At 37.1% G+C, this 12,472-nt stretch carries 10 protein-coding genes and 1 tRNA gene; 1 reads left to right on the top strand and 10 read right to left on the bottom strand.

The window, feature by feature from the left end; all coding sequences use genetic code 11:
* Nucleotides 1–131 precede the first annotated feature (131 nt).
* The 7 genes from M2372_RS16740 to tuf form a co-directional block, all read right to left on the bottom strand.
* The gene (locus M2372_RS16740) at nucleotides 132–800 is read right to left on the bottom strand and encodes a hypothetical protein (RefSeq protein ID WP_123320866.1); all 669 of its coding nucleotides are present in this window, start codon (nucleotides 798–800) and stop codon (nucleotides 132–134) included.
* Between the two features lie 6 nt (nucleotides 801–806).
* Nucleotides 807–1,445 carry a hypothetical protein gene (locus tag M2372_RS16735; RefSeq protein WP_123320867.1) on the bottom strand — a complete coding sequence of 213 codons (639 nt, stop codon included), beginning with the start codon at nucleotides 1,443–1,445 and terminating at the stop codon, nucleotides 807–809.
* A gap of 9 nt (nucleotides 1,446–1,454) precedes the next feature.
* Nucleotides 1,455–2,075 (bottom strand): hypothetical protein, encoded by a 621-nt coding sequence (locus M2372_RS16730; protein WP_123320868.1) that lies wholly within the window; start codon nucleotides 2,073–2,075, stop codon nucleotides 1,455–1,457.
* A 717-nt stretch (nucleotides 2,076–2,792) separates the two neighbouring features.
* On the bottom strand, nucleotides 2,793–3,335 hold the full coding sequence (gene nusG, locus M2372_RS16725; RefSeq protein WP_115970243.1) for a transcription termination/antitermination protein NusG: 543 nt from the start codon (nucleotides 3,333–3,335) through the stop codon (nucleotides 2,793–2,795).
* Nucleotides 3,336–3,353: 18 nt separating this feature from the next.
* Nucleotides 3,354–3,560: a preprotein translocase subunit SecE gene (secE, locus tag M2372_RS16720; protein WP_002976410.1), complete on the bottom strand. Its 207-nt coding sequence runs from the start codon at nucleotides 3,558–3,560 to the stop codon at nucleotides 3,354–3,356.
* Between the two features lie 12 nt (nucleotides 3,561–3,572).
* Nucleotides 3,573–3,643 (bottom strand) — tRNA-Trp (locus M2372_RS16715).
* A 55-nt stretch (nucleotides 3,644–3,698) separates the two neighbouring features.
* Complete coding sequence (tuf, locus tag M2372_RS16710) at nucleotides 3,699–4,910, bottom strand: elongation factor Tu (RefSeq protein ID WP_089738146.1); 1,212 nt, start codon at nucleotides 4,908–4,910, stop codon at nucleotides 3,699–3,701.
* Nucleotides 4,911–5,313: 403 nt separating this feature from the next.
* On the opposite strand from tuf, the gene M2372_RS16705 reads away from it, so the two are divergent.
* On the top strand, nucleotides 5,314–6,732 hold the full coding sequence (locus tag M2372_RS16705; protein WP_228455777.1) for a DUF4394 domain-containing protein: 1,419 nt from the start codon (nucleotides 5,314–5,316) through the stop codon (nucleotides 6,730–6,732).
* Nucleotides 6,733–6,821: 89 nt separating this feature from the next.
* On the opposite strand, the gene M2372_RS16700 is transcribed toward M2372_RS16705, so the two are convergent.
* The 3 genes from M2372_RS16700 to M2372_RS16690 all read right to left on the bottom strand — a co-directional run bounded on the left by M2372_RS16700 (nucleotide 6,822) and on the right by M2372_RS16690 (nucleotide 12,313).
* A complete protein-coding gene (locus M2372_RS16700; protein WP_123320870.1) occupies nucleotides 6,822–9,920 on the bottom strand; it encodes an efflux RND transporter permease subunit in 3,099 nt (1,032 codons plus the stop codon).
* Between the two features lie 62 nt (nucleotides 9,921–9,982).
* Nucleotides 9,983–11,068: an efflux RND transporter periplasmic adaptor subunit gene (locus tag M2372_RS16695; RefSeq protein WP_115970240.1), complete on the bottom strand. Its 1,086-nt coding sequence runs from the start codon at nucleotides 11,066–11,068 to the stop codon at nucleotides 9,983–9,985.
* Nucleotides 11,069–11,071: 3 nt separating this feature from the next.
* On the bottom strand, nucleotides 11,072–12,313 hold the full coding sequence (locus tag M2372_RS16690; RefSeq protein WP_123320871.1) for a TolC family protein: 1,242 nt from the start codon (nucleotides 12,311–12,313) through the stop codon (nucleotides 11,072–11,074).
* Nucleotides 12,314–12,472 lie beyond the last annotated feature (159 nt).

Below are 12,472 nucleotides of genomic sequence, written 5' to 3'. Positions count from 1 at the left end.
TCAATAAACAATATTCAACTATACCTAACAAATTGACAAAACATTCATTATATAACTGTAAAAATATCAAAATAAAAAACCAGACTCTTATTCAAAAGTCTGGTTTCTTAATCAACTAAGTTTTTATTGTATTAAAAACCTGATGGTTTATTAATTGTTTGAGCAGAACCATCAGTTCCACCAAGATTAGCATTAACCTCATTGATATTATGCTTTGTAATCAATCTTTTATAGGCCATCAGATAAAGATCAACAGTGAAATCATTATAAGTTCTTGATGGTCCCGCAGAAGTGTTGGCAATAATTCTGCTATCAGTAAATCTTGCTTTGATATGCCATGTTCCATTACTTTTGAACGCAGTTACATCAGGTGATCCCTGTTTGTTGTCATTAACTCCGTTATCACCATAATCTAGCATTACATTGGTATTTCCATTGCTAAGCTTGAAAGAATAGTTATGAAGTACAACCAGAAAGTTATTGGCATCAATTTTTGTATCATAATCAGCAATTCCTTGTCCCGAAACTCCTGTCAGCGTAAGCTTGATATAATTGAATAATCCGCTGCTTTCCAGATTCGGATCATATAGCTGTAATGCATTTTCTGATGTGGCCAGAAAACTTCCCCCTGTCATGGTAGGTTCTCCCGGATTTCTGAGATATAAAGAATTGGTATGAGTCTTTCCGTTTACATCAAGTGTCTCTGTAGGGTTATCTGTCTTGATTCCTACTTTTCCGGTCTGGGCATTCAGAAAGATTCCCAGTCCTATCATCATTGTAATATAAATTTGTCTTATCATGTTTTATTATTGAAGCCCAAGAGGCGTGTTGGTAGATACTCCGGTAAAAGATGCCGAAGCTGATACAGAACCGGAAAATGTTCCCCAATCTTTTACCAGAGATTTTTCAAATACATTTAAGGTAAGTGTCCATGTCCCGTTTTGTGCAGATACAGTACCCGCTCCCTTAAAACTAAGATTAACGGCCTGATAATTTTTCCCGTTTTTTTGTATTTTGGTTACTTCTGTAGAATACGCCCCGTACAGTCTTGAAGTAGAGGTTGTAGTAGCAGAAACGGCATCGGTGAAAACAGCACCAGTAATAGCTACAACATATTTATCTGCATCCAGCCCTGTATTAAGGTTAATTACTTCGTCCTGCTTTACGTTTTTCAGCACTACATTATACATATTTACCGGAGCTACATTACGAAGTGTAATATCAAGCAGCTTCACTTTCCCTACAGGAGAAGAATCCTTAGAACGTGTAAGCAGTAAATAGTTCCCTCTTGCCGTTACATTTTCAGTATCGATAAGATAAGATTCTACTAAAGTTTCTCCTTCTACATCCAAAACTCCCTTTGGGTTGGCAGTATTAATTCCGATTTGTGCCTTTACTCCCAATGAAGCAATAGTCACAAAGAATAATGTTATCATTTTTTTCATTGTCGTATTTTATTGAATTAAAGGAGCGGCAGCGGCACCTGTTGTAGAGTTTCTAAGGGATTGAGTTGAGTTAAATTCTTTTGCGTAAGATCTGTCATATACCAATAAATTAAGTGTCCATTCTCCTGTTGGCAACATAGACGTGGGAGAAAAACCTTCATAGTCAGCTTTTAATTTCCAGGTAGTGCCTGTTGAATAAGCAAATATCTGAGGAACCGGAGTCAGCCAGTCTGCGGTATTGGTTCTTACAGGCTGGGTAAATCCGAAGGAAGAGATTACTACCAGAAATTTTTTAGAATTAATTTTGGTATCAAACTCTTTTACCCAGTCTTTATCTGAAGGATCACAGGTAATTTTAAACTGTATAATATTGATGGGTGCCGGCGAATTGGGTACAAAAGAATCATTGTACGCCGTAATTTTATTTTCAGGAGCAGGAGATTTGATAATAAAAGTATAATTTTCATCAGTGCCCAATTTTTCCATTGGCTTTTTGAAAACAATACCTGAAGTTTTCATCGTACCGTTCACCGTAAGCTCCTTTTCCGGGTTTGAAGTATTTATACCAACTTGAGCATTTAATAATACTGTTGAACCTAATAAAAGGATCATCGAAGTAATTTTTGTCATTGTGCGTTATGTGTTTGCTAAGATTTCCATTCCTCCCACATCTCATGATCACATTTAAGATTTTCGGTTTAAAACACAAAATATACTGCGCATCTGCAAACAGTGCACGTATGAGAAAAACAATAAGTTTTATGGGCTGATTGATGAATAACTTACAAGAAGTATGCCATCAAAAGAGAATTAACCTTTGGAAACACCTTTAAATAAAGGAAAAATTACCTGTTATCCCATAAAAGTGAGTATTGAATTCTGGTAAAGTCCTTAATAGAAACAGCTAACGTGAATCAGATTTTATATTTTCAATAAAATAATTAATTAAAATTTATAAAAAACAAAATTAAACAGGTAAAAAATGATAGTTTTTTATTAATATCAAAATATTTTAGAGAAAAGCATAGTTGAAAGGCTTTAAAATTGGCTCCATATTATTCATTAAATGAATCAATATCGGGTTTTGTCAGACCAATGGATGGAATGCTTTACCTGATAGGCAGGCTAGGATCTCCGCTTCTATTGAAAGTTATATCAAGTATCCGATAATCCAGAGCTAATAGCCAATTATTACAGTTTCTCAGAAATAATGACTAAAGACTGATCTTTAATTACGAAAGCATTCAATCATCATTCACAATTATATTTCTGGTCCTTAAATGGGGATGTTATAAAATGAAAAAAGACCGCTTAAAAGCAGTCTTTTTTATATTGTGTAAGTAATTATTATACTTTTTCTACTTGCATGTAGCTAAGCTCCATTGGAGTTTTTCTACCGAAGATCAATACAGAAACTTCAATTTTCTTTTTATCTTCAAGAATCTTCTCAACTGTACCATTGAATCCGTTGAAAGGACCATCGATCACTTTTACGTTTTCACCTACTACATATGGAATCTCAACATCGCTTGCGAATTCTGAAAGTTCATCCATTCTTCCAAGCATTCTGTTCACCTCAGATTTTCTCATTGGAACAGGATCTCCACCTTTTGTTAGACTTAAGAAAGAAATAACTCCAGGGATGTTTTTGATAACGTGAGGAATTTCTCCCATCAGTTCAGCTTCAATCATCAAGTATCCAGGATAGTAAGGCTTTTCTTTAGGAACTTTCTTACCGTTTCTAATTTGAATAACCTTTTCCATAGGAATAACCACCTGAGTAACGTACTGCTCAAACCCTAAACGTTTGATTTCTGTCTCAATATAGTTTTTCACTTTATTTTCCTGTCCGCTGATTGCTTTCAGCACATACCATTTCAATTCGCTCATTATGGGAAAATACTTTAATTAGTTGAACAAGTTGATTAGCATTCCAATGATGTTGCTGATTGCTTTTGAAAACAATTCATCAACTCCAAAAGTAAATAAAGCCAAGATCACTGTCGCAATAGTCACTACAATTGTAGACGACTGAAGGTCAGCCCATTTTGGCCATTCAACTTTATGTCTGAATTCGTTATAAGAACCTTTTAAAAAATCGACAAATGAACTCATAATTTATATTTGCACGGGCACAAGGATTCGAACCCTGATCAACGGTTTTGGAGACCGGTATCCTACCATTGGACGATGCCCGTAGTTAAAAAAGCTTCCGAGAGTTCCCTTTCGGAAGCTTAATTTATTTTAAGATGATTAGTCTACGATTTCAGTAACCTGACCTGAACCAACTGTTCTACCACCTTCTCTGATCGCAAATCTAAGACCTACGTTAAGAGCGATTGGTTGTAACAATTCTACAGTGATCTCTAAGTTATCACCAGGCATTACCATTTCTACACCTTCTGGTAAGAAGATCTCACCTGTAACGTCAGTAGTTCTTACATAGAACTGAGGACGGTATTTGTTGTGGAATGGAGTGTGACGTCCACCTTCTTCTTTAGAAAGGATATAAACAGATGCTTTGAATTTTTTGTGTGGCTTCACAGAATCTTTCTTAGCGATAACCATACCTCTCTTGATGTCAGTTTTTTCAATACCTCTCAACAATAGACCTACGTTATCTCCAGCTTCACCTCTATCAAGGATCTTTCTGAACATCTCAACTCCTGTAATAGTAGAAGTTAATTTTTCATCACCCATACCTACGATATCAACTGGATCTCCAGTGTTGATAACACCAGCCTCGATTCTACCAGTTGCAACAGTACCTCTACCTGTAATAGAGAATACGTCTTCGATTGGCATCAAGAATGGCTTTTCAGTATCTCTTGGTGGTTGCTCGATCCAAGTATCAACAGCATCCATTAATTCTTCTACGCTTTTGAACCACTTGTCTTCTGTGTTAGCAGGAGATGCAGTTGCAGCTGTAAGAGCACCTAGAGCAGAACCTTGAATTACTGGAGAGTTATCACCGTCAAATTCATAAGTAGACAATAAGTCTCTAAGTTCCATTTCAACAAGCTCTAACAATTCAGGATCGTCTACCATGTCAACTTTGTTCATGAAAACAACGATTCTAGGTACGTTTACCTGACGGCAAAGTAGGATATGTTCTCTAGTCTGAGGCATAGGACCATCAGTTGCAGCACATACTACGATAGCTCCATCCATTTGAGCAGCACCAGTTACCATGTTCTTAACATAGTCGGCGTGACCTGGACAGTCAACGTGAGCATAGTGTCTTTTTTCAGTTTCGTATTCGATGTGAGCAGTATTGATAGTAATACCTCTTTCTTTTTCTTCTGGAGCAGAGTCAATTGCAGAGAAGTCTTTTTTCTCAGCAAGACCTTTGCTAGCTAATACAGCAGAAATAGCAGCTGTAAGAGTAGTTTTACCATGGTCAACGTGACCAATAGTACCAATGTTCAAGTGTGGTTTGTTACGATTAAACGTTTCCTTTGCCATGATTTAAAATTATTTATTTATTGTTTTTCAAATTTTCGGTGTGCAAATATAATGAATTTTTAAATACCAAAAACTTTTTATTCAAAAAACTTTCAATATTCTTATCCGATGAAGGACAAACCTTATATTTCAACGTATTGAGACTGCAAATTTACACATTTTTCCGGATTGAAAAAAATCCTTAGAAATGTTTTATTAAAAATATAAACTATCTTACTAATTATGAATACAATATATAGGCAAAAAACTTAAGTATGTCTACCAATAAATCCATTTTTATCTTTTTCTCGTACATATAAAAACAACAACTAATATTAATATTATGAGAAAACTATTACACATCTACTTGGCTCTGTTTGTCATTACAACTTTTTTTTCGTGTGATAATTCAGATGAAAACCATATGTCAGAAAACATCCCTCAGAGTCCCAATCTTATGGTATACGGAATAACAGCAATGAATGAGCTTGTTTATTTTAATTCTAATAATCCGAAAACCTTCACCTCCAAAACAGCTGTAACAGGTGTTGTATCAGGAGAAAAATTGTTAAGCATAGATTTCAGGCCTGCAACAGGAGAGTTATATGCATTATCAAATGCCAGCAAATTATATATAATCAATACATCCAATGCTTCAGCAAGACCTGTAAGTTCAACAGCATTTACTCCTTTGATTTCGGGGACAATAGCTTCAATTGATTTCAATCCTACTGTTGACAGAATTCGTCTTGTGAGTAATACCGGACAAAATCTGCGTATACATCCGGAAACAGGAGCTACTGCCGCTACTGATACTAATATTAACGGAACAGGAGGTCCCTCAATAACAGGATTAGCTTACACAAACAGTAAAGCAGGAACTACTTCAACTATACTCTATGATATTGATCCGGTATTAGGAAAATTATACAAACAAGATCCTCCCAACAATGGAACTTTAGTGGAAGTGGGAAGCGTGGGTACCACTTTTACAGGGCACGCTGCTTTTGATATTAAATTTGATAACAGTACTGCTCTATTAGCTTTCAGTGATAAATTGCATGTTCTGGATCTTAATAATGGAAAAGCAACATTTGTAGGCTTTCTTCAGCAAGCTCTTATCGATATTGCCATTCCTACAGAACCGGTAGCCTATGCCATTGACAATTCTAATAATCTCCAAATTTTCAATCCAAACAATCCAATGCCTGTTTCCAAGACGGTGGCTGGATTACAAAGTGGTGAAAATATTTTAGGAATAGATTTCCGCCCTGTAAACGGACAATTATATGCATTGGGAAGTTCAAGTAGAATTTACACCATCAATTTGGGAACAGGTGCTGCTACAGCTGTAGGCACTTCACCTTTTTCTACTTTGCTTTCCGGAACAGATTTTGGTTTCGATTTCAATCCTACCGTGGACAGAATAAGGGTAGTAAGCAACACAGGACAGAATCTTCGCCTAAATCCTAACGACGGAACAGTTGCTGCTGTAGATCTTGCATTAAATCCAGGAAGTCCCCTTATAAGCGCAGCTGCTTATACTAATAATTCTGCGGGAAGTACTGCTACTACTCTATTTGTCATTGATCACAATACAGATAAATTATATCAGCAAAACCCTCCTAATAACGGGAATTTAGTAGAAACAGGCTCTTTAGGAATTAATATTACAAGTGCTAATGGTTTCGATATTGGAAGCATGAGCCAAAAAGCCTATTTAGCAGCATCAATAGGTTCATCTACAAAAATTTACTCTATTAATACAACAACAGGAGCCGCTACTTCAGTTTCAGATTATCCAAATACCATAAAAGCTTTCACAGTGGGATTAGGATTTTAAACTTAAACTCATCCTATTTTATTTCAATAATGCAGAAGTGCGTAAAACTTTGTTTTCCGCACTTCTTACTAATATAAATGAAAGATAATCTAAATTTGACTGAGCTTTTTAGTCCTGTTAAAAATCCAGAAAATAATAGGAAATATAAGCAGGGTAAGCACAGTAGCAGTGATAAGCCCACCAATAATTACAATGGCAAGAGGCTTTTGAGATTCTGAACCAATCCCAGTAGATAAGGCTGCCGGCATTAATCCTATAGACGCCATCAGAGCGGTCATAATGACTGGTCTGGTTCTGGATTTTACTCCACTTAATATCGCATTATCTATATCCAGTCCGTTTTTAACATTCTGATGGAATTCTGTAATCAAAATAACTCCGTTCTGTATACAGATTCCCAGAAGGGCGATCATTCCTACTCCTGCGGAAATTCCAAAATTCATTCCGGTAACATGTAGGGCAATAATCCCTCCAATCAGAGCAAATGGAACATTCGCTAAAACCAGAAGAGAATCTTTCATATTTCCAAAAAGGATAAATAAAAGGAAGAAGATCATCAGAATACTTACCGGAACCACCTGGGCCAATCGGTGTGAAGCACGCTGTTGGTTTTCGAACTGTCCTGTCCAGCCTAAGGAATATCCATCCGGAAGTTCAACCGCTGCTACTTTTTTCTGAGCATCAGCGATGGTACTTCCCAAATCACGATCCCTGATTGAGAATTTCACTCCGATATATCTTTTAATATTATCCCTGTAGATAAATGCAGCTCCATTATCTTTAACGATAGTACTGATCTCTTTTAAAGGAATTTTTGCTCCATCCTGAGTAGGAACCATCAAAGCGGCAATATCATTTTCATTGGTTCTGTATTCCTGGGAGTAACGAAGACGGATCGGAAATTTTCTTTCTCCATCAAACATTTCAGAAGCCGTTTTTCCTCCAAAGGCCATTTCCAGTACCGCCTGTGCATCAGCTGGCATTACTCCATAAGCTGCCATTTTATCTCTGTCCAGTACCACACTTACCTCAGGCTGACCGATATTTTTAATAATACCCGGATCTTTTACTCCTTCAACGTCTTTAATTTTTGCTAAAACCTCATTCGCTAATTTGTCTAAGGTTTCTAAATTATCTCCATAAATTTTAATTCCGTTCTCAGCTTTAAAACCAGCTACTGCTTCTGCCACGTTATCTGAAATCGGCTGGGAATAATTGAACGTGATCCCTTGATAGTTTCTCAGCTTCTGGTCTATTTCATTGATGAGCTCATCATAAGTGATCTTCCGTTTCCATTCTTCTCTTGGTTTAAGGTTTACAGCAAACTGTACGAAACCGAATCCGTTCGGATCTGTCCCGTCATTACTTCTCCCCGTCTGTGCCAGTACATCTGTTACTTCAGAGAAACTCATGATATCCTTTTTCAAAAGATCTGCAGTTTTCAGCGACTCTTTTAATGATGAACTCATTGGCATTTCGGCAGTGATCCAAAGTGAACCTTCATTCAGCTGAGGCAGGAATTCTGTTCCTAAAAATTTTCCGGAGAATAAGGTAACTGCCAGAAATGAGATGGCTACGATCATACTCGTTCTTTTATGCTTAAAGGTTAAATTAAAACCTTTCAAAACGATTCTGTCCCAGAAATTCACAAACGGATTATTTTTTTCTTTTACATTTTTATTTAAAAGAATATGGGAAAGTACAGGAACGAGTGTTAAAGTAAATATCAATGCTCCTATCAATGCAAACCCTAAAGTAAAGGCTAAAGGTGAGAACATCTTACCTTCCACTTTCTGGAATGAGAAAATGGGAATCAGAGAGGTAATAATAATCAGCTTTGAGAAGAAAATTGCTTTTCCCAAACCTGTACCCGTCTGCTTAATCCAGCCTCCTTTCGCTAATTTATTGAATTTTTCCTTTCCGTATTTTTGTGCTTTATGGTCGAGCATTACAAAGAGCCCTTCTACCATGACGACAGCTCCGTCAATAATAATCCCAAAGTCTACGGCTCCCAGAGAAAGCAGATTGGCACTCATTCCTGCCAGTTTTAAACATAAAAACGCAAATAATAGGGATAGAGGGATAATAATGGAAACAATCAATGTCGTTCTCCAGTCTGCCATAAAGATCAAAACGATCACCGTTACCAATATAATCCCTTCAATCAGGTTATGCATTACCGTTTTAGTCGTAAAATCCATCAGGTTATCTCTATCGTAGAAAGTCACCATTTTTACATCTTTCGGCAGGATCTTCTCGTTCAGTTCTTTGATTTTAGCTTTTACCCCTACCAGAACTTCTCTTGGGTTCTCTCCTTTTCTCATCACCACAATTCCTTCTACAGTATCGTCATGAGTATTCAAGGCCGCCTGCCCTACTCTAGGCATAGAGCTTTCATGAACTTCTGCTACATTTTTTACCAGAACTGGATTTCCACTATCATTCTGAATGGTGATATTTCCGATATCTGCAATAGATTTCACCAACCCTATCCCTCTTACGACATACGCCTGTCCGTTTTTTTCAATGACATCACCTCCGACATTCAGATTGCTTTTGGTAACAGCATCATATACCTGAAGAGGCGTAAGATTATATTTATCCAGCGCTCTGGGATCAATACTTAATTCAAATACTTTGTCCTGACCTCCAAAAACATTGATATCCGCTACTCCGGGAACTCCTCTCAAAGCGCGGTCTATCACCCAGTTTTGCAGGGTAAGCAGTTTCCGGGAATCTTTTGTTTTACTTTCCAGGGTGTATCTGAAAATTTCTCCGGTTGGCCCGTAGGGTGGCTGTACTTCCGGGTCTACCTCATCAGGAAGGCTAATGGTTCTTAATTGGTTATTGACCTGATTTCTGGCAAAAGTATCATCCACCCCATCATCAAACAGAATCTTAACAATGGAAAGGCCAAACATAGTGGTACTTCTCACACTGGTTTTCTTCTGAACCGGGCTCATCGCCAATTCTATGGGAGTAGTAACAAAACGTTCTACTTCTTCTGCACTACGCCCATTCCATTGGGTAATGATTACAATCTGAGTATTGGTAACATCCGGGAAAGCTTCAATAGGCATATTTTTGAAACTTATAAACCCGGCAATCGCCAAAATAGCAACCCAGATAAAGGTAAATGCTTTATTTTTTAATGAAAAAGCGATTATATTTTTTATGAATTTATTCATGATAGATACATTGATGACCTAAAAAAGCCGTTGAGAGAATTTATTTTAAATCATTACAATTTTCAGCTGTTCAGAGAACGGTATATCAACAATTGGTTGTTGGTTATTACTTCTTCTCCTTCTTTAAGGCCATCCACAATATAAGTAACATCACCTACCTGTTTCTGTACTTTCACTTCTCTCACCTTCACATCTGTTCTGGATTTAAAAACCACAACAAAACTTTTGTTATCATCAAAAATTACTGCTTTGGAAGGTACAGTCAGCATTGTATTGCTTTCCAGACTGGAAACTTTTATGGTGGCTTTACTGTCCGGGATCAACAGCCCATTGGCATTATCCAGTACTACTCTTGCCTGCATGGCATTGGTTTGCGGATCAATGATTTTAAATATTTTATCAATTTTTCCATCAAAAACCTTATCCGGGTAAGAGAGTGTAGATACCTGAGCTTTCATTCCAAGACTTATTTTGTCAATATCGGACTCGTTAACGTTCATGATAGCCCATACATTGGTTGTATTAGCCACATCGAAGATATTTTCGCTTCGGTCGCTTCTCAGCTGCATATCTTTATTGATACTCTTCTGAACAATATATCCGTTGATTGGCGCTACCACACTGTATATATTTCCTGATTTTACGTTATAAACAGTACTTACGGCTGTAGCTCTCTGTAGCTGGTCCTGAGCTTTCTGCAGCTGGCTTTTTGCTTCCAGCACGTCTCTTTCTGTATTCAGTTTCCCTTCATAGAGCTCTTTAGCAACCCTAAGATTATTTTTTGCAACGACAAGATCTGTTTTAGAATCGCTGACATCTTTTTGAATTTCTGCAAGCTCCGTACTTCTGATGGTGGCCAGTACCTGTCCTTTTTTCACATAATCCCCAAGTTCTACGTTTACACTCATCACATTTCCACCTACCAATGGATAGACATCTATATAACTGTTTTTGTCTGCAGAGATCTTCCCGTAAAAGCTATATTCATCTTCTATATTCTTCTGTTCAACCTTTGCCAGGGAAATGGAATTCAGCATGGTATTGCTGAGTTCAAAACCTTTTTTGGCCTGGTTATTCTTTTCTTCCTCTTTTTTTGAGCAGGCCATTAGCGATAAGACCATCAATACTGGAATAATATAAGTTTTCATTGTTTAATAGAAGATTTTCGTTTGTACTAATTGGTTAAGTTGTTCCGCCGCCTGCATAATTTCGTTTTTCATATCATAGATCTGAAGAGCAGTTTCCCGGTAGCTGTCCATAAAGTCTGTAAATTCGATAAGGTTTACATTTCCTTTTCTGAAATTGGTCATCATCCCGTTATAGACCAGATCCATATTCTGCAGATCCGTTGTTTTTATATCCAAAAGCTGATCGTATTGTGCTTTCCAGGTTTTATAAGCCGCCTGTACTTTAGTTTCAAGAGTCAGTTTCTGAAAATCTGCATTTTTTTGATTCTGCTGGATTGCATAGTTGGCTTTTTCCACATTTCCCTGATTCGCTCTCCATAAGGGCAAAGGAATTCCCAATGTCAGATTGGCTTCATTATTAAAGGTTCCTCCTGCCTGATCCCATGCTGCTCCCACATTAAGATCCGGCACATTCAATGATTTCTGCCACTGGGCGTACAGTTTGCTGTTATCAATTAATTTTAAGTTATATCGATAATCTGCATTATTTTCCAATGCCTTACTTTTCAGTTCTTCTTCCCCTCCAAAAGGCTGGGCCCCTAATGCTTCTTTAGCTTCAGATTCAGGGATCAAAGGCTCTATGTCTTCTGAAATTCCTGTAAGAACTTTTAAGTTCTGCTCAAAGCCAAGAATATTTTTATTGATTTCAAGCTTGTCATGATTCAGCTGGATCACAAGACTTTGAAGTCTTACCGCATCTTTAAGGGATACATTCCCTTTTGCAGACTGTACACGATAGGCACTTAACAGGTCATTCATATACCCTAGCTGCTTATCGGTATTCTCAAGCTTTAATTTTTCGTAATAAAGATTAAAATAAGCAGTCCGGAGCTGGGCCCTCAGGTCAACAAGAAGCTGAGAAAACTGAAGCTGGGCAAGTTCTTTATTTGATTTTGCAAAGGCAATTTCATTTTTCTTTTTACCGCCCATATAAATTAATTGGGTAATTCCTGCTCCCTTTGAATGCCCTATATCAAAAAATTTTTTATCCTGAGGATTATAAGCATTAAACTGTCCACTCAATTGTGGCAATTCCCAGATTTTAGCCTGCAGAATATCAGCATCAGCCATATTGATGTTGTATTGTTCGGCGAGCAGCTGGAGATTGTTCTTCTGAAAGGCTTCTTCGCATTCCAAAAGAGACATTTGCTGTTGTGCCGCCATGAATGAGGAAACGGCCAGACACAGCACTGCAATTCTGTTCATTATTTTTTATTTTAAATTACAAAATTGCTTGGATGCGATTAAAAGAAACTTAAATGAGCCTTAAAAAAATATTAAAATCACTTTAAACAGGTCATTTCCGACAAGGTTAAATAAAATTAAAAGGAAAATTTTTCTCCAGGTATTGAATTTTTATTTGAA

The organism is Chryseobacterium sp. BIGb0232, assembly GCF_024810195.1.
In the GTDB taxonomy this organism is placed as follows: domain Bacteria; phylum Bacteroidota; class Bacteroidia; order Flavobacteriales; family Weeksellaceae; genus Chryseobacterium; species Chryseobacterium pennae.
This window is presented reverse-complemented; position numbering and strand designations above follow the sequence as displayed.

What these genes read in the sequence shown, in the direction of transcription:
- M2372_RS16690 (WP_123320871.1), bottom strand. Translation starts at nt 12,313, where the DNA reads ATGAACAGAATTGCAGTGCTGTGTCTGGCCGTTTCCTCATTCATGGCG.
- tuf (WP_089738146.1), bottom strand. Translation starts at nt 4,910, where the DNA reads ATGGCAAAGGAAACGTTTAATCGTAACAAACCACACTTGAACATTGGT.
- M2372_RS16735 (WP_123320867.1), bottom strand. Translation starts at nt 1,445, where the DNA reads ATGAAAAAAATGATAACATTATTCTTTGTGACTATTGCTTCATTGGGA.
- nusG (WP_115970243.1), bottom strand. Translation starts at nt 3,335, where the DNA reads ATGAGCGAATTGAAATGGTATGTGCTGAAAGCAATCAGCGGACAGGAA.
- M2372_RS16700 (WP_123320870.1), bottom strand. Translation starts at nt 9,920, where the DNA reads ATGAATAAATTCATAAAAAATATAATCGCTTTTTCATTAAAAAATAAA.
- M2372_RS16705 (WP_228455777.1), top strand. Translation starts at nt 5,314, where the DNA reads ATGTCAGAAAACATCCCTCAGAGTCCCAATCTTATGGTATACGGAATA.
- secE (WP_002976410.1), bottom strand. Translation starts at nt 3,560, where the DNA reads ATGAGTTCATTTGTCGATTTTTTAAAAGGTTCTTATAACGAATTCAGA.
- M2372_RS16740 (WP_123320866.1), bottom strand. Translation starts at nt 800, where the DNA reads ATGATAAGACAAATTTATATTACAATGATGATAGGACTGGGAATCTTT.
- M2372_RS16695 (WP_115970240.1), bottom strand. Translation starts at nt 11,068, where the DNA reads ATGAAAACTTATATTATTCCAGTATTGATGGTCTTATCGCTAATGGCC.
- M2372_RS16730 (WP_123320868.1), bottom strand. Translation starts at nt 2,075, where the DNA reads ATGACAAAAATTACTTCGATGATCCTTTTATTAGGTTCAACAGTATTA.